Source organism: Rugamonas apoptosis (genome assembly GCF_014042355.1).
GTDB classification, from domain to species: Bacteria; Pseudomonadota; Gammaproteobacteria; order Burkholderiales; family Burkholderiaceae_D; genus Rugamonas; species Rugamonas apoptosis.
This window is the reverse complement of record NZ_JACEZU010000001.1, coordinates 580,268-597,957: the sequence shown is the minus strand read 5'-3', so window position 1 is coordinate 597,957 and position 17,690 is coordinate 580,268. Positions and strand designations below refer to the sequence as shown.

The window sequence follows — 17,690 nt, the reverse complement described above, 5'->3', positions numbered from 1 at the left end:
CGGCCTTCATTTCGCGGCGGAGCGGAACGCTTATTCGCCGGCCAGCACGTTATGGGCCTGCACGTCGGCGTGGTACGAGCTGCGCACCATGGCGCCCACGGCGGCGTGCTTGAAGCCCATCTTGTACGCTTCCGCCTCGAACATCTTGAACACGTCCGGGTGCACGTAGCGGCGCACCGGCAGGTGGCTGTTGGACGGCGCCAGGTACTGGCCGATGGTCAGCATGTCGATGTCGTGCTCGCGCATGTCGCGCATCACCTGCAGGATTTCCTCGTCCGTCTCGCCCAGGCCGACCATGATGCCGGACTTGGTCTTGACGTTCGGGTAGATGGCCTTGAAGTCCTTGAGCAGCTTGAGCGAGTGCAGGTAGTCGGAACCGGGACGGGCTTCCTTGTACAGGCGCGGCACCGTTTCCAGGTTGTGGTTCATGACGTCCGGCAGGCCGTCCTTGAACAGCTCGAGCGCCTTTTCCAGGCGGCCGCGGAAGTCCGGCACCAGCACTTCGATCTGGGTCTTGGGCGACAGCTCGCGCGTGTGCTGGATGCACTCGACGAAGTGGCCGGCGCCGCCGTCGCGCAGGTCGTCGCGGTCCACCGAGGTGATCACCACGTAGTTCAGCTTGAGGGCGGCGATGGTTTTCGACAGGTTGGCCGGTTCATCCTTGTCCAGCGGGTCCGGACGGCCGTGGCCGACGTCGCAGAACGGGCAGCGGCGGGTGCACTTGTCGCCCATGATCATGAAGGTGGCCGTACCCTTGCCGAAGCATTCACCGATGTTGGGGCAGCTGGCTTCTTCGCACACGGTCACCAGCTTGTTCTCGCGCAGGATATCCTTGATCTCGTAGAAGCGGGTCGAGGCGGAGGCGCCCTTGACGCGGATCCAGTCCGGCTTCTTCAACCGCTCCACCTGCTCGACCGGCACGATCTTGATCGGGATGCGCGCCGTTTTGCTGGCGCCTTTTTGCTTCTCGTTCGGGTTGTAGGCGGGGGCGACGGTGGAGTTGGTGTCAGAAGTCATTTGGCTGCGTGCCCACAGGGGCGGTGGTTGGTTGTTCGATATCGGCTTGTTTGTTGTGCAAACTTGCCGCTTGCGGCGCCAGGTTGCGCCCAGTTAGCTTAATTGCGCTTGTTTACGCTTCGATGCGCGCCAGTTCGCGCACCAGTTCCTGGGCCAGCGCCTGCTGCACGTCGGCCAGTTCGGCCGTCGCGCCCATGGAGCGCATGTCGACCGTTTCCAGTCCGGCATAGCCACAGGGATTGATCCAGGAAAACGGCGCCAAGTCCATCGCCACATTGAGCGACAAGCCATGGTAGGTGCAGCCGTTGCCGCGCACTTTCAGGCCGAGGGCGGCGATTTTGGCGCCTTTCTTCGGTCCATCGGCCATGTAGATACCGGGCGCGCCTTCGACGCGCTCGCCTGCGAGATTATACGCCCCTAATACGTTGATGATCGCTTGCTCGATTTTATGCACGAATTGGCGGGCGTACAGCTTGCCGCCCGGTTTGTTGCGGCGCAAGTCCATCAGCAGGTAAATCACGACCTGTCCGGGGCCGTGGAAGGTCACTTCGCCGCCACGGTCGGTCTGTACCACAGGTATCGAATCGGCCCCGGCCAGCAGGTGGCCACGGTCGGCGCCCAGGCCCAGCGTGAACACGGGCGGGTGCTCGACGATCCAGAATTCGTCGCGCGTGTCGGGCGTACGGGCGTCGGTGAAGGCGCGCATGGCCGCGAACGTGGGTTCATAATCGGCGTGGCCCAGGTGGCGGATCAGCGCCGGTTCAGCTTGGAGTGTGGACATAATGGCTGGCTGCAGGCTGGTTTCGGAGCCGGACGGCGGAAACCGGAACCCCGCATTATAAGCCAGGCCGGCATTCCGGGCTGTCCGCCCCGTCAAGCCGGCCGTAGCCGAGGGCGGCCGGCGCACGCGCCGCCCTGGGCACTACATCAGTTCGGCTGGTGGTGGGCCAGCCAGCGCTGCACGGACGGGCGCTGCCACTGGCCGGCCGCATAGTCGCGCAGCCGTTGCGGCACTGGATCGCCATTGACGATCAGGCGTTGCAGCATCATGGCCAGATCGGTATCGGCGATGCTCCATTGACCAAACAAGTGGGCGCCATCCACCAGTTGTTCGGCCGCGCGGATCAGCAGGTCGGCGCACTGCTGGGCGTCGGCGCTGAGCGGCACGCTGGTGGGGCGGAAGAACACCGATTCCGTGTCACGCGCGGCGCGCAGCGGCATCAGGCCGCTGCGCAACCAGCCTTGCAACTGGCGGGCGCGGGCACGCGAATGGATCTCCTTCGGGTACAAGGCCGTGTATTCCGGCGCGGGGAATGCCTCGTCCAGGTATTCCGTGATGGCGCTCGATTCCGTCAACACGAAACCATCGTGCACCAAGGCCGGGATCCGGCCCGTCAGCGCCTGGTCGCGGTAGGGTGCGCGGCGGTGGGCGCCCGCTTCCAGGTCCATGGTTTCCAGGCTGAAGGGCAAGCCTTTCTCGGTCAGCGCCACATATGCGGACATGGCGTAAGGACTGGCGAACAGGCTATCGACATACAATTTGAAAGACATCATGGCTCCGCGTGCTGAGTGAATGGATTTCACATGGTAAGCCTTGCAAAGGAATAGACATAACGATATATTTTGGCAACTCTAGCTAATTTTATTCACATAAAACCATGCCCGACCCGCACCGCCTGCCCAATTTTTCCGCCCTGCGCGCCTTCGAGGCGGCGGCCCGGCACCAGAATTTTTCACGCGCGGCCGAGGAACTGCACCTGACCCATGGCGCCATCAGCCACCAGGTGCGGGCGCTGGAGGAGGAGCTGGGCACGCCGCTGTTCGTGCGCAATGGCCGCCACGTGAAGGTGACGGCAGACGGCCTGCGTTTCGCGCGCCAACTGGCCAAGGCCTTCAGCGACATTTCCCTGGCGGCCGACGCGCTGCGGCCTGCCAGCGCCAGCCGGCGCCTGACCGTGTCGTCGATACCCTCGTTCGCGGCACGCTGGCTGGCGCCCCGGCTGGGCCAGTTCATCGACCAGCATCCGGATGTGGAAGTGGTGCTGCAGGCCAGCGGCCAGTTACAGGATCTGGTGCGCGACGCGGTCGACGTGGGCATCCGCTTCGGACGAGGCCACTATCCGGGCATGGTGGTGCAGCGGCTGATGGGGGACGTGTACTACCCGGTGGTGAGTCCAACGTACCGGGGCGGTCGCCTGCCGGCCACGCCGGCCGAGCTGGAGCAGGCTTGCCTGCTGCGCTCGGTGGAACCGTGGACGCCCTGGTTCCGCGCGACCGGGCTCGCGCTGGCCGAACCAGCCGGCGGTGTCATGTTCGAGGATTTATCGATGCTGGTGCGCTCGGCCGTGGACGGCAACGGCGTGGCGCTGGTGCGCCATGTGGTGGCGATGCAGGAAATCGCCTCGGGCCAGCTGGTGCGGCTGTTCGACATCGCCACCCCGTGCCCGGATGAGTACTACTTCGTCAGCCCGCCGGCGGCGGCCGTCAAGCCGCAGGTGCAGGCGTTCCGCGCCTGGCTGCTGGCCGAAATCGATCTGTTCCGGCAGCAGCAGGGCGGCTGATTACATGACCACCTTGACCATCGGGTGGGCCGACAATTCCGTGTACAGCGCGTCCAGCTGTTCCCGGCTGGTGGCGCGCACCACCACCGTCAAGCCCGTGTAATTGCCCTTGGCCGAAGGGCGCACCTCGAGCTTGCCTTCGTGGAAGGTCGGGTCGTGCTTTTGCACCACCTGCAGGATCGTGGTGGCGAACTCGACGTGCGTCAAGCCCATCACCTTGATCGGGAAGTCGCTCGGATACTCGATGAGGGACTCCGATGGAGGGATGGTGGGTGGGATCGTCGCTGCCATGGTCATTCCAATCAATATAAATAACGGTCGCGCCAACGCGGCGCTCACCCGTATATTGTAGCCAATTCAGGAATTACCAGTACCGTCCAACGCCATATTAACAAATTAGCAACCACGGGACGTAACACGGTTTTGCCTGGCAGGAAAATCGTGTTACGTCCCCGATTTTGTTCGCGGACAAAAAAAAGCCAGCTGCGGAAGCTGGCTTAAAAAACTATTCTCACTGTCATGAAAATAGTCGGGATAGACTGGTTACGATCCCGACGACCTGGCGTTGCGGGAGTGCCCTCCCTGTCTTGACGCGCTGTCGCCACTGTTGCATAAAACACATACTGTAAATAAAAATAATGTTTTTGGCTACAGTTTTGTGATGAACGGCAACTTTCGCGGCCTGAACGACCAATTTCCTGCCCTGAAATGCAGGATAGGGCCGCGCCTCGACAGGCCGGCGCGGCGTTAGCGCTCCATCTGGCGGCCCCGCTTTTCGCGTTCCTCGTCCCGGTGCTTGTCACTCTCGTTGCCCGGATGGCCGCCGCCCGGATGCGCCTGTTCGTGCTGCTGGGGCTGAGGCTGCGCCTGCGGTGCGGGTTGCGGCTGGGGCGCGGGCCGGGCCGGCGCCTGGTATGACTGCGGCTGGGATGGCGCTGGTTGCTGCGGCATCGCGCGCTGAGCTGGCTGCGCGGGCTGCTGCTGGGGTGGCGCCTGGAACGGTTGCGCGGCGGAACGGGCCGGCTCGGCCTCCGGCCGGATCTGGCGCCGGCCATCCTCATAGCGCACGCCGCGCTCACCGCGTTCGCCACGATCGCCGCGTTCGAACCGCTCGCGATTGCGGTCATCCTGCGACGGCGTCGGCTGCTGGGTGCCGCGCGGCTCGATCAGACGGCCCGGCGGTTGCGTACTCAACGGCTGGTTTTGCTGCTGGTTCTGGAACTGTTGCTGCTGTTGCTGCCGTTGGCGCCGTTGCTGCTCCTCCAGCTGCTGGCGCTGCTGTTCTTCCTGCCGCTGGCGTTGCTGCGCTTGCTGTTGCTGTTGCTGCACCTGTTGTTGCTGTTGCTGCTGCAATTGTTGCTGCTGCTGGAGCTGTTGCTGCTTCAGTTGCAGTTGCTGCTGCTGAAGTTGTTGTTGCTGCTGTTGTTGCTGTTGTTGCTGTTGTTGCTGCTGTTGTTGCTGCTGTTGTTGTTGCTGCAACTGCTGCTGGTACGCGGGCTGCGATTGCCCACGCAACTGCGGCTGCACCACCTGCCCCTGCGGCGCATACCCGGCGCCGCCACGCTCCGGCCGCCGGCCATCGCCGTCACCATGGCGCCTGTCATCGCCATCGCTACGGCGCCGGTCTTCGCTATCGCCACGGCGCCGGTCGTAACCGCGCACGAACGCGGGCGCGGCCGGGGCGGGCGCGGCCACCAGCGGCACTGTGTGTATGACGGCCGGCGGCAGGATCACTTGCGGGCTGGCGCGCACCGGCACCACGTGGCGGGCATCGAACTGCTCGCGCGGCACCACGGTCACGCCTTGATGCGGACCATCGCGGCGTTCGGCCGGACGGCCATTGTGGGTCCACACGAGACGCCGTTCGTGTTCGGGCGACAGGTGGAACGGCGCCACATACGCCTCATGCGGCGCCAGCGGATACCAGCCCAGACCCGGGCCGCGGTGGCCGTCGCGGTGCGACGCCTCCAGCCGGTTGCCGCCCACCCAGCCCACCAGCGCCGGCGCCCAGGCGGGCCGGCCCACATAGCGTCCCGGCGCCCAGCGCCAGCGGTTATCGACCATCACCCAACGGCCATAGTGCGAGGGCGCGTAGCCCCACGGCGCGCGGTCGACCCAGGTCCAGCCGAACGACACCATCCAGATCCATTGCCCATCGCGGTAGGGTGCCCAGTCGGGCGCCACCACGCGCGGCGTCCACAGCGGACCATAATCGGGGCTGTCGGTCCAGCCGCCGTACCGGTCCAGCTCCTCGTAACCGGTCACTTCGCTGGGTACGTAGCGGCTGGCGATGGACGATTCGTATTGGCGGTCGCGCAGGTCGGCCCAGGTGTCGAAACCGTCGCGCAGGGCGGCCCCGGTGCGCACATCGTCGCTGCTCACTTCAGCCCGGTGGCCGGCCCGCACCACCAGCTGGCTGCCGGCGCCGTCCACCCGCGCCACGCCGGTCAGCACGTTGACGACGGTGGTGTCGGCGATACGTTCGGCATCCACCCGCACCGTGCCCGGTTCCACCAGGGTCACGCGGGACTGCGGGGTGGTCAATTCGAAATCGCGCAGCAGGCTGGCGTCGCGCAGGTGGACGCTGGCGCTGCCGTAGTGCAGGCGCAGGCGCACGTTGTCGTCGTCCAGTTGGATCACTTCCAGGTCGGAATCGCCATCGAGCCGGATGGCGGCCGGCCCCACCCGGAATTCCCCGCGCGCGCCGCCGGCCGTGCTCAGGTGATCGCCCGTGGTGACGGGCCAGTTCAGCATGGCGTCGGCCGGATCGCCTTGGCCCACCACCGTCACCTGGCCTTCGACACTGGAAATGCGGCCCACCCGGCCCGGAATATCGTCGGCCAGCACGGGCAGGGTCCAGGCCAGCAACGCGGCGAGGACGGCGGAGGGGAGGGTGATGCGGCGCATGGCGGCGCTCCTAAGCGTATGGCCGCCGGCATGCGGAACGGCCCTGTTTATCGTTGTCTATTTAACGCTGCACAGCCAATGAGGACTACCTGGGTTACAAATGTTTGCACATTCGGTTTTTGCCCATTCGCCCAGCGGTCAACGGTCACGCCGTCGCCGCCGCGCCTCGCTTGACGAAGAACAGGGCGGTGCCGACCGCCATCAGCAGGCCGCCGAAGAAACGGTTCTGCTTGCGCACGGCGCGCGCATCGCGGAAGAAGCGCTGCATGGACGAAGCCAGGAAGGCGTAGCTGTGCATCACGATCAGGTCGATGGTGCACATGGTGGCGGCCAGGATCAGCAACTGCGGCAGCACGGGCGCGCCGCGCGCGATAAACTGGGGCAGCACCGCCACCATGAAGATGATGCCCTTGGGGTTGGTGGCATTGGTCAGGAACCCGGTCAGCACCCGCTTGCGCAGCGACGGCACGATGGCCACTGCCTGCGCCGCCACGGCGTTGGCATCCACGCTGACCTTGGCGCGCCACTGGCTCAGGCCCAGGTAGATCAGGTACAACGCACCCACCGTCTTGACCACGTTGAATGCGATTTCGGAGGCCAGCAGCAGTGAACCGACCCCGGCGCCGGCGATGAACAGCACCAGCAGCAGCCCGGCCTGCAGGCCCACAATGGTGCCGCTGGTCTTGCGCACACCGTACGACAAGCCGTGCGACATCGACAACACCGCGCCCGAGCCCGGCGAGATAGCGATGATGGCGGCGGCGATGACAAACGTGATCCAGGTGGTAAAGCTCATGCTGATATCCGATCCAAAAAAAAAACGCATCCAAAATACTGGCCACGGCGGCGACGCGCCACACGGTATGGGCCATTGTAGCGGCTTCGGCCGCCCGCCGCCGGCGCCGGCTGAGGTAAGATTGCCGGACTTACATCCCGGAGCCCCACCATGCGCGACACCACCACCACCACCCGCCCCACGGAGGGCCGCTGACATGGCCGGCTCCAGCCTGCTGGCCCTGATCGACGACATCGCCGCCATCCTCGACGATGTGGCCCTGATGAGCAAAGTGGCGGCCAAGAAGACGGCCGGGGTGCTGGGCGACGACCTGGCCCTCAATGCCCAGCAGGTGGCCGGGGTCCAGGCCGAGCGCGAATTGCCCGTGGTGTGGGCGGTGGCGCGCGGCTCGCTGCGCAACAAGGCGATCCTGGTGCCGGCCGCGCTGGCCATCAGCGCCCTGGCGCCGTGGGCCGTCACGCCACTGCTGATGGCCGGCGGCGCCTACCTGTGCTACGAAGGCTTCGAAAAGCTGGCCCACAACCTGCTGCACCCGGCCGAGCATGCACAGCACCTGGAGCAACTGGCCGATGCCGTCAGCGATCCCGCCATCGACCTGGTGGCGCTGGAACGCGACAAGATCGCCGGCGCCGTGCGCACCGACTTCATCCTGTCGGCAGAGATCATCGTGATCGCATTGGGCACGGTGGCCGGCGCCCCGTTCGGCCAGCAGGTGGCCGTGCTGGCCGGGGTGGCGGTGCTGATGACGGTGGGCGTGTATGGCCTGGTAGCGGCCATCGTCAAGCTGGACGACGCCGGCCTGTACCTGCGCCAGCGCGGCGGCGCGGTCCTGCAAGCGCTGGGCGGCCTGCTGCTGGCAGCCGCGCCCCGGCTGATGCAGCTGCTGTCGGTGGCCGGCACGGTGGCCATGTTCATGGTGGGCGGCGGCATCCTGTTGCACGGCGTGCCGGGCAGCCACGCGCTGCTGGACGCGGCCGCCCGCGCGGCCGGCCTGGTGCCGGTGGCCGGTCCCGTGCTCGCGCCCGTCACGCCCAGCGTGCTGAACGCGGTGGCCGGGGTGCTGGCCGGCGCCGCCGCGCTGGCCATGGCCGGGCTGGCCAGCCGCTTGCGGCGCCTGCTGCCGGGTCGCTGAAGCAAGGCCTTGGCGAGCGGAACTCGCGCCCGGCGCGAAAGTCCAACCGTGTAGACAGCCGCTGGTCGGCACAGGGCCAGCGTGCAGCGTGCAATGGGCGCGGGAACAGCGTACAGTGGGCAGTGGGCAGTGGGCAGTGGGCAGTGGGCAGGGTACAGGTATGCCCGCAGGACAGGGAGCAGACCATGGAAACCTTACAGGAAAGACTACAATTGGCGCTGGAAGCGGCCAATATGACCACCTGGGATTCGGAGTTGGATGACGGCGACGTGCGCAACAGCACCGTCCGCTGGATGGCGCCGGGTCCGGCGCTGATGGGGCTGGCGCCGGAGGATCTGTCCCAGCCGTTCTCGGCCTTTCTGGCCTGCGTGCACCGGGCCGACCGCGACGCCGTGTTGCGTACCATGCAGGCGGGCGTGGATCGCGGCGACGGCTACGAGCTCGAATTCCGGGTCGTCTGGCCGGACAGCACGCTGCACTGGCTGGCCGCCAAGGCCAAGATCCTGTTCACGCCGCAACACCAGCCATGCGGCACGCTGGGCATGGTATGGGACATCAGCCGCCGCAAGTCCGAGGCGCGGCATGTGGCGCGCCAGCGCGAGCTGGCCGAGATCACGCTGCGCTCGATCGGCGAAGGGGTGATCACGACGGACGCCGACGGTCATACCCTGTATCTGAACCGGGTGGCCGAGCAATTGACGGGCTGGACCAGCGAACTGGCCCAGGGCGTGGACGTCGCCACCACCTTGCGCCTGGTGGACGAGGAGGCCGGCGCCGACCAGGAACACGTGGCCCGCAAATGCCTGCGGCTGCGCCAGACGGTCACGGTGGAGGCCAACAGCCTGCTCATCACGCGCGAAGGGCGCCATATCCCCATCGAGGAGTCGGCCGCCCCCATCTGGACCGACGACAACGAACTGCTGGGCGCGGTGGTGGTGTTCCGCGACGTCAGCCACGAGCGGCGCCTGACCCGCCAGCTCAGCTGGCAAGCCACGCACGACGCCCTGACCGGCCTGATCAACCGCGCCGAATTCGAGAACCAGTTGGCAGTCGCCCTGCACAGCGCCAAGGAGGAAGGCCACGTGCACGCGCTGCTGTACCTGGACCTGGACCAGTTCAAGGTGGTCAACGACACCTGCGGCCACAGCGCCGGCGACCTGCTGCTGCAACTGCTGGCCAAGCTGCTGCAAACCCAGATGCGCGATTCCGACATCCTGGCCCGCCTCGGCGGCGACGAACTGGGGGTGCTGCTGCCCCACTGCCCACCGGCCCAGGCGCTGCATGTGGCCGAGGGTTTGCGCCACTCCGTCAAGGGCTTCCGCTTCGTGTGGGATAACCACAGCTTCGAGCTGGGCGTGAGCATCGGCGTGGTGGAGGTGAACGAGACCAGCAAGTCGCTCAGCGAACTGCTGGTGGCGGCCGACCAGGCGTGCTACCAGGCCAAGGAACGGGGCCGCAACCGGGTGCACCAGTACCAGGAGTCGGACGCCAGGCTGACCCAGCGCCATGGCGAGATGCTGTGGGTATCGCGCCTGACGGAGGCGTTCGATAAGCGGCGCTTCCGGCTGTACGCCCAACCCATCGTGGGCCTGACGGCCCAGGTCGAGCCGCACGAGGAGGTGCTGGTGCGCATCCGGGACGCCAAGGGCCGCCTGATCCTGCCGGGCGCCTTCATCCCTGCCGCCGAACGCTACGACATGATGCTCGACATCGACCGCTGGGTGATCCGCTCCGTGTGCCGCCACATCCAGAGCGTGCGCGACAGCATGACGCCGGACCAAGCCTATGTCGACAGCCACCAGCGCCAGCCGGCGCGCTACGCCATCAACCTGTCGGGCACCTCGATCGGCGACGACGCGCTGCACGACTTCATCGTCGAGCAATTCCGCCAGTACGACGTGGCCCCCGACGAGATCTGCTTCGAAATCACCGAGACGGCCGCCATCGCCAACCTGCCTGCGGCGCAGGAATTCATGCGCAAGCTGAAAGCGCTCGGCTGCAGCTTCTCGCTCGACGACTTCGGCAGCGGCCTGTCCTCGTTCGCCTATCTGAAAGCGCTGCCGGTCGACTTCCTGAAAATCGACGGCGTGTTCGTGCGCGACCTGGCCACCAACGCCATCAACCGCGCCATGGTCAAGGCCATCAATGAAGTGGGGCACGTGATGGGTATCCGCACGGTGGCCGAATTCGTCGAAGATGACGCCATCCTGGCCCAAGTACGCGACATCGGCGTCGATTATGCCCAGGGCTACGCGGTCGGCCAGGTGCGCCCGCTGACGCCCGGCCGCGGCTGAACCGGCGCGGCGCGCCCCCCACCCCCGCAAGCTTGCCAAAACCGCATGGCGACGCGCCTGGCGCCCGCCCGGCTAGCCGATTCCAATCTGGAGATTTTTGATCTAAATCAATAAATTTGCGAGGCTGACTCCTTACACTTGACGTTATAGCTTGCGATAGAGCAAGAATAGACTTTTTTCCTTGGAGATAGCCGTCATGCGCACCAACCTGCCCGTCACCGACCGCGAACAGGAAGTCCTGGACGAACACGCCATCGTGTCCAAGACGGATTTGGACGGCAATATCACCTACGTCAACCCGTATTTCTGCGAAGTGAGCGGCTTCAGCGCCGAGGAACTGATCGGCGCGCCGCAAAACATCGTGCGCCATCCGGACATGCCGCCGGAAGCCTTCGCCGACCTGTGGAACTCCATCAAGGCCGGCTTCCCGTGGACCGGCCTGGTCAAGAACCGCTGCAAGAACGGCAACTATTACTGGGTCAAGGCCAACATCACCCCGATCCGCGACGCCGGCCGCACCATCGGCTACATGTCGGTGCGGGTGCGCGCCGAGCGCGACCAGGTGGTCAAGGCCGAACAGGCTTACCGCGCCATCCGCCAACAGCCCAAGGATAAACCCGGCATCAAGATCCACCATGGCGAAGTGGTGCTGCCCGGCCTGGCCAACCTGCTGGGCCGCCTGCGCCACGCCTCGCTGGCCATGCGCATCTGGGCCAGCACCAGCCTGGTCAACACGCTGCTGGCCGGGGTCTGCGTGGCCAGCCTGCTGGGTTCGGACGGCCGCAACACGGCGCTCAGCTACGGCATCTTCGGCGCCACCTTCATCGGCCTGATCGTCAACGTGTTCCTGTGGTACACGCTGCGGGTGGGCATGTTGCAGCCGCTCAACCACGCGCTGCACGGCGCCCGCGCCATCGCCGCCGGCGACCTGTCGGCCCGGTTCGACACCGACTCGACCGACGAGGTGGGCCAGTTGCTGCGCGCGCTGCAGCAAATGAACAGCAACCTGATCGCCACCATCCGCGACGTGCGCATGAACGTGGAAACCATGGCCGTGGCCACGCGCCAGATCGCGGCCGGCAACGCCGACCTGTCGGGCCGCACGGAAGCGCAAGCGGCCAGCCTGGAGGAGACCGCCTCCAGCATCGAGCAATTCGCCGCCACCGTCAAACAGAACGCCGACAATTCCGTGGAAGCGAACACGCTGGCCGTCAACGCCTCCACCGTGGCGCAGGAGGGCGGCGTGATCGTGGCCGACGTGATCGCCACCATGGACGACATCAACAGCTCGTCCAAGAAGATCGTCGACATCATCAGCCTGATCGAAGGCATCGCCTTCCAGACCAACATCCTGGCCTTGAACGCGGCCGTGGAAGCGGCCCGCGCCGGCGAGCAGGGCCGCGGCTTCGCGGTGGTGGCGGGCGAGGTGCGCAACCTGGCCCAGCGCAGCGCGACGGCCGCCAAGGACATCAAGAACCTGATCGACATGTCGGTCGGCAAGGTCAGCGCCGGCATGGAGCAGGTGCACCGGGCCGGCTCGACCATGGAACAGGTGGTCAAATCCGTACAGCAGGTGACGGCCATCATGCAGGATATTTCCACCGCCTCGCGCGAGCAGAGCATCGGCGTGGACCAGGTCAACTCGGCCATCGCCCACCTCGACCAGGTGACCCAGCAGAACGCGGCGCTGGTGGAGCAGGCCGCCGCCGCCGCCGCCAGCCTGGCCCAGGAAGCGAGCGGCTTGTCGCAGGCGGTCAGCCTGTTCAACTTTGGCCACACCTTGCGCCCACGGGGCGGCAAGCGGCCAGCCAAGCTGCAGCCCGGCAACGTCAAGCGCCTGGCGGCCTGAAGCGGAATTTTTTGTCCCCATCGCACCATTAGATAGTAGAAATGATCATGTCCCCATCCGAAGCCAGCGCCCCACCCAGCGTCGCGTTTTTCCCGACGGTGCAGTTCGACGCTGACATCATCGGCAAGCTGAGCCAGTCCGGTCCCCGCTACACCTCGTATCCCACGGCCGACCGCTTCAGCGAGGACTTCGGCTACGGCAACTACCTGGAAGCCATCGCCGGGCTGCGCATGCGCGGCGGACGGCGCCCGCTGTCGCTGTACATCCACATCCCGTTCTGCGACACGATCTGCTACTACTGCGCATGCAACAAGATCGTCACCAAGGACCGCAGCAAGGCCACCACCTACCTCAGCTACCTGAAGCAGGAAGTGGCGATGCAGGGCAAGCTGTTCTCGGGCATGAACCACATCGAGCAACTGCACTTCGGCGGCGGCACGCCCACCTACCTGAGCGACCGCCAGATGGACGACCTGATGGCCCACCTGCGCCACCACTTCGAGTTCGCGCCCGACGACATCGGCGAATATTCGATCGAGATCGATCCGCGCACGGTCAGCCGCGAACGGGTGCAGTCGCTGCGCGCGCAAGGCTTCAACCGCATCAGCCTGGGGGTGCAGGATTTCGACCCGGAAGTGCAGCGCGCCGTCAACCGCATCCAGCCGGCGGCCGACACGCTGGCCGTGATGCAGGCCGCGCGCGAGGCCGGTTTCCGCTCCATCAGCATCGACCTGATCTACGGCCTGCCCAAGCAGAACATGGACAGCATGGAACGCACGCTGGCGCAGGTGATCGAAGCGAGCCCGGACCGCATCGCGCTATACAACTACGCCCACATGCCGCATTTGTTCAAGCCGCAGCGCCGCATCCTGGAGGCCGACTTGCCGCCGGCCGCCGTCAAGCTCGACATGCTGGCGCTGTGCATCCGCCGCCTGAGCGCGGCCGGCTATGTCTACATTGGCATGGACCACTTCGCCAAACCGACGGACGACCTGGCCGTGGCCCAGCGCCAGGGCCGGCTGCACCGCAATTTCCAGGGCTATTCCACCCACGCGGAATCGGACCTGGTGGCGTGCGGCGTGTCGGCCATCAGCGCCGTGGGCGCCACCTACAGCCAGAACGAAAAGACGCTGGACGCCTATTACGAGAAGCTGGACGAGGGCAAGCTGCCCGTCGCGCGCGGCATCAAGCTGACCAGCGACGACCTGCTGCGCCGCATCATCATCCAGATGCTGATGTGCAACTTCGAACTGTCGATCGACTCCATCGAGCAAGCCTATCCGATCGACTTCCGCACCTATTTCGCCACCGAGCTGGAAGCGCTGGCGCCGCTGGAACAGGATGGCCTGGTGACGCTGGAGCCGCACTGGCTGAGCGTGACGCCCAAGGGCCGGCTGCTGATCCGCAACATCTGCATGGTGTTCGACCGCCACCTGCGCATCGCCCGCGCCCAGGCGCAAGTGGTGCAGCCGCTGCGCTTCTCGCGCACCATTTGAGCGGCACACCATGAACGGGGCGCACCTACTGTCCGTGTTCGCCGTCGGCCTGGCCGGCAGCGTGCATTGCATCGGCATGTGCGGCGGCATCGTCAGCGCGCTGTCGGCCACGTCCCGTCCGTCGCCGCCACCGGCCCGCGTGATCGCCATCACCCCTGCTACTGCGCTGGCGCCGGCCGGCCAGCGCCTGCTGCGCGTGGCCGCCTACAACACGGGCCGGATCAGCAGCTACATGGTGGCCGGTGCGCTGGCCGGCGGCCTGGCGCAAGGCGCGGCCAGCCTGGCCAGGCTGGCCACGCTGCAACTGGCGTTCTACTGGCTGGCCAATCTGATGCTGGTGGCGCTGGGCCTGTACCTGATGGACGTGTGGCGCGGCCTGGCCCACCTGGAAAGCGCGGGCCAGATCGTGTGGCGCCGCGTGCAACCGCTGCTCAAGCTGCTGCTGCCCATGGATAGCCAGCTCAAGGCGCTGGCGCTGGGCGGGCTGTGGGGCTGGGTGCCGTGCGGCATGGTCTACAGCGTGCTGCTGACCGCGCTGCTGAGCGGCTCGGCCATCGACGGCGCGGCCGTCATGCTGGCGTTCGGTCTCGGTACCTTGCCGATGCTGGTCACGCTGGGCCTGATGGGCGCGGGCGTACGGGCCCGCTTGCAGCAGCGCAGCGTGCGCCTGGCGTGCGGCTTGCTCGTGCTCGGCTTCGGTGTGCTAGGCTTGGTGCGGGCCAGCCACGGCGCCTCGCTGGGCTGGCTCGATGCCCTGTGCCTGACGGGCCATCCCTGAACCGCCTATCCATTCCTCGCATGAGCAACAATTTGAATACCGACCTGCGCGCCCGCCCGGACGCCGTGCTGCCAGACATGGCCGGCCAGACCGATCACGTCTCCCGCGCCAACGCGAGCACGGCCACTGCGGCCACCACGGACATGGCCGCCGCGGCTGCGGTGGCCGGCTGCTTCCACTGCGGCCTGCCGCTGCCGCGCGACGGCCGCTGGTCGGTGCGTATCGATGACGTCGAGCGCCCCATGTGCTGCCCCGGCTGCGCCAGCGTGGCGCAAGCCATCGTCGACATCGGCCAGAGCGCCTACTATCACGACCGCACGCAATATGGCGCCACCGCCAGCGCCGACCAGCTGGTGCCGCCCGAACTGCAGCTCTACACCAACGCCGATCCCCGCTTCGCCGACTGCGAGGACGGCCGCGCCGCCGCCCTGTCGGTGGAAGGCATACGCTGCGCCGCCTGCGTGTGGCTGATCGAACGCCGTCTGCAACAGCAGCCGGGCGTGCTGGAAGCGCACCTGAACGTGGCCACGGAAACCTTGCACGTGCGGTGGAATCCAGCCCATTGCGAACCGGCCCAGATCCTGCAAGCCGTGCGCGAAGTGGGTTACACGGCCTATCCTTACGAGCCGGGCCGCCACGGCGAGCAGTTGCAACGCGCCGTCAAGACCCTGGGCCGCCAGTTGTTCGTGGCCGGCCTGTCCATGATGCAGGTGATGATGTACGTGGCGCCAGCCTACCTGGCCGGCGACGACGGCACGCTGGAACCGGCCATGGCGGCCCTGATGCGCTGGGCCAGCCTGCTGCTGACGCTGCCGGCCATCTGCTATTCGGCGCTGCCGTTCTACCAGGGCGCGCTGTCCAGCCTGCGGGCCAGGGTGCCAGGCATGGACGTGCCCGTCACGCTGGGCATCGTGGCCGCGTTCGGCGCCAGCCTGGTGGCCACCTGGCGCGGCACGGGCGAAGTGTATTTCGATTCCGTCACCATGTTCATCTTCCTGCTGCTGTGCAGCCGCTACCTGGAGTTGCAGGCGCGGCGCAAGGCGGCCGGCGCGCTGCAACGGCTGCACCACGCGCTGCCGGCCTCGGCCACCCGCGTGGCCGGCTATCCGGAACAGCGGGACGGCGCCGTGGTGCCGGCCGCCGCGCTGGCGGTGGGCGACGTGATCCTGGTCAAGCCGGGCGAGGCGGTGGCGGCCGACTGCGTGCTGCTGGACGCCGACACCTCGTTCGACGTGTCGCTGCTGACGGGCGAAAGCGCGCCCCAGCTCAAACGCGTGGGCGAAGCCGTACCCGGTGGCGCCATCAACGCCAGCCGCGCCGTGCTGGGCCGCGTCACGCGCACGGCGCGCGACAGCACCCTGTCGGACCTGATCCGGCTGGTGGAACGGGCCGGCCAGGGCAAGCCACGCATCGCCCTGTGGGCCGACAAGGCGGCCGCCCATTTCGTGACGGCGCTGCTGGTGTTCGCCCTGCTCAGTTTCGGCTTCTGGTATTGGTATGACGCGGCGCGCGCCTGGCCGGTGGCCATCGCCGTGCTGGTCGTGTCGTGCCCGTGCGCGCTGTCGCTGGCCACGCCGACGGCACTGGCGGCGGCCGGCGACCGCCTGTTGCGGCGCGGCGTGCTGGCGGTCGGCCCGCAAACGCTGGAAACGCTGCACCGCGCCACCCATATCGTCTTCGACAAGACCGGCACCCTGACCGTGGGCAAACCGGTGCTGCAGGACGTGCTGCTGTACGGCGCCGCACGGCGCGCCGACTGCGTGCAGATCGCCGCCGCGCTGGAGGCATCGAGCGCCCACCCGCTGGCGCGCGCGCTGGCGGGCGCCGCCGACGGTCCGCTGCCGTGGAACGCCACGGCCGTGGAGGAAACCCCGGGCCAGGGCCTGGCCGGCATGGTGGACGGACAACTTTATCGGCTGGGCAATGCCGCCTTCGTGGCGGGGCTGGCCGGTGCCAACGGCGCCGGTCCGCTGGTGGCCGGTGCGCCCGGCACCACGGCCGTATTCCTGGGCAGCGCCCAAGGCTGGCTGGCCTGCTTCCTGTTGCAGGACGCGCTGCGCGACGATGCCCGCGCCACGGTCGATTATTTCCGCGCCAACGGCAAGACCGTGGTGCTGCTCAGCGGCGACACGCCCGGCCTGACCCGCCACGTGGCCGAGGCACTGGGCATAGACCACGCGCAAGGCGGTTGCCTGCCGGCCGACAAGCTCGCTTACGTGCAAAAATTACAAGCCGAGGGCGCCGTGGTGGCCATGGTGGGCGACGGCATCAACGACGCGGCCGTGCTGCGGGCGGCCGATGTATCGTTCGCCATGGGGTCGGGCGCCGCGCTGGCCCAGGCCCAGGCCGACGCCGTGCTGCTGTCCGGTTCGCTCGACGCGGTGGCCGGCACGGCCCGCACGGCACGCGCCACCATGGCCGTGATCCGCCAGAACCTGGCCTGGGCCACGCTGTACAATCTGGTGGCCATCCCGGCCGCCGCGCTGGGTTGGCTCAATCCCTGGCTGTCGGGCGCCGGCATGGCCATCAGCTCGGCCGTGGTGGTGCTGAACGCGGTGCGGCTGCGGCGCGCCTGATCTTTTATCAAAGCTTATCAATTCAATATCATGGAAGCCCTGTACCTGCTCATCCCCATCAGCGTGCTGCTGGTATTCGGCGCCCTCTGGCTGTTCTTCCGGGCCGCCGACCATGGCCAGTTCGACGACCTGGTCGGTCCCGGCATGCGCGTGCTGCAGGACGATGACCGTCCGCCCAGCCCCGACGACAAAAAAACCTGATTGAAATCCAGCCAGCCGTCACCATATGGCTTCATTCCGGCAATTTTGATCCAAATCAAAGATTTTTGAAGTCCTTCCTCGTA

General features: G+C 66.8%; 14 protein-coding genes. 8 read left to right on the top strand and 6 right to left on the bottom strand.

Going from position 1 to position 17,690, the window contains the following annotated elements:
* Positions 1-30 precede the first annotated feature (30 nt).
* The 3 genes from lipA to yfcF form a co-directional block, all read right to left on the bottom strand.
* A complete protein-coding gene (gene lipA, locus H3H39_RS02670) occupies positions 31-1,017 on the bottom strand; it encodes a lipoyl synthase (protein ID WP_182151697.1) in 987 nt (328 codons plus the stop codon).
* Between the two features lie 112 nt (positions 1,018-1,129).
* On the bottom strand, positions 1,130-1,798 hold the full coding sequence (lipB, locus tag H3H39_RS02665) for a lipoyl(octanoyl) transferase LipB (RefSeq protein WP_182151696.1): 669 nt from the start codon (positions 1,796-1,798) through the stop codon (positions 1,130-1,132).
* Between the two features lie 146 nt (positions 1,799-1,944).
* Positions 1,945-2,568 carry a glutathione transferase gene (gene yfcF, locus H3H39_RS02660; protein WP_182151955.1) on the bottom strand — a complete coding sequence of 208 codons (624 nt, stop codon included), beginning with the start codon at positions 2,566-2,568 and terminating at the stop codon, positions 1,945-1,947.
* Between the two features lie 107 nt (positions 2,569-2,675).
* Here yfcF and gcvA point away from each other — a divergent pair, with 107 nt between their 5' ends.
* Positions 2,676-3,578 (top strand): transcriptional regulator GcvA, encoded by a 903-nt coding sequence (gcvA, locus tag H3H39_RS02655; protein ID WP_182151695.1) that lies wholly within the window; start codon positions 2,676-2,678, stop codon positions 3,576-3,578.
* Here gcvA and H3H39_RS02650 read toward each other — a convergent pair whose 3' ends face one another.
* The 3 genes from H3H39_RS02650 to H3H39_RS02640 form a co-directional block, all read right to left on the bottom strand.
* Complete coding sequence (locus tag H3H39_RS02650) at positions 3,579-3,875, bottom strand: DUF493 family protein (RefSeq protein WP_182151694.1); 297 nt, start codon at positions 3,873-3,875, stop codon at positions 3,579-3,581. It lies immediately after the preceding gene.
* Positions 3,876-4,325: 450 nt separating this feature from the next.
* Positions 4,326-6,485 (bottom strand): DUF6600 domain-containing protein, encoded by a 2,160-nt coding sequence (locus H3H39_RS02645; RefSeq protein ID WP_182151693.1) that lies wholly within the window; start codon positions 6,483-6,485, stop codon positions 4,326-4,328.
* Between the two features lie 145 nt (positions 6,486-6,630).
* Positions 6,631-7,281 carry a LysE family transporter gene (locus H3H39_RS02640; protein WP_182151692.1) on the bottom strand — a complete coding sequence of 217 codons (651 nt, stop codon included), beginning with the start codon at positions 7,279-7,281 and terminating at the stop codon, positions 6,631-6,633.
* A 196-nt stretch (positions 7,282-7,477) separates the two neighbouring features.
* On the opposite strand from H3H39_RS02640, the gene H3H39_RS02635 reads away from it, so the two are divergent.
* The 7 genes from H3H39_RS02635 (at position 7,478) to ccoS (ending at position 17,607) form a co-directional block, all read left to right on the top strand.
* Positions 7,478-8,413 (top strand): DUF808 domain-containing protein, encoded by a 936-nt coding sequence (locus H3H39_RS02635; protein WP_182151691.1) that lies wholly within the window; start codon positions 7,478-7,480, stop codon positions 8,411-8,413.
* A 185-nt stretch (positions 8,414-8,598) separates the two neighbouring features.
* A complete protein-coding gene (locus tag H3H39_RS02630; protein WP_182151690.1) occupies positions 8,599-10,707 on the top strand; it encodes an EAL domain-containing protein in 2,109 nt (702 codons plus the stop codon).
* 196 nt (positions 10,708-10,903) lie between these two features.
* Entirely contained in the window at positions 10,904-12,556 is a 1,653-nt protein-coding gene (locus H3H39_RS02625) for a methyl-accepting chemotaxis protein (RefSeq protein WP_182151689.1), read from the top strand.
* A 47-nt stretch (positions 12,557-12,603) separates the two neighbouring features.
* Positions 12,604-14,052, top strand: coding sequence for an oxygen-independent coproporphyrinogen III oxidase (gene hemN / locus H3H39_RS02620; RefSeq protein ID WP_182151688.1), 1,449 nt, complete (start codon positions 12,604-12,606; stop codon positions 14,050-14,052).
* 10 nt (positions 14,053-14,062) lie between these two features.
* A complete protein-coding gene (locus tag H3H39_RS02615) occupies positions 14,063-14,830 on the top strand; it encodes a sulfite exporter TauE/SafE family protein (protein ID WP_182151687.1) in 768 nt (255 codons plus the stop codon).
* 143 nt (positions 14,831-14,973) lie between these two features.
* Complete coding sequence (locus H3H39_RS02610) at positions 14,974-17,406, top strand: heavy metal translocating P-type ATPase (protein WP_182151954.1); 2,433 nt, start codon at positions 14,974-14,976, stop codon at positions 17,404-17,406.
* 30 nt (positions 17,407-17,436) lie between these two features.
* Positions 17,437-17,607, top strand: a complete 171-nt coding sequence (ccoS, locus tag H3H39_RS02605; protein WP_182151686.1) for a cbb3-type cytochrome oxidase assembly protein CcoS — start codon at positions 17,437-17,439, stop codon at positions 17,605-17,607.
* The last annotated feature ends 83 nt before the right edge of the window (positions 17,608-17,690 follow it).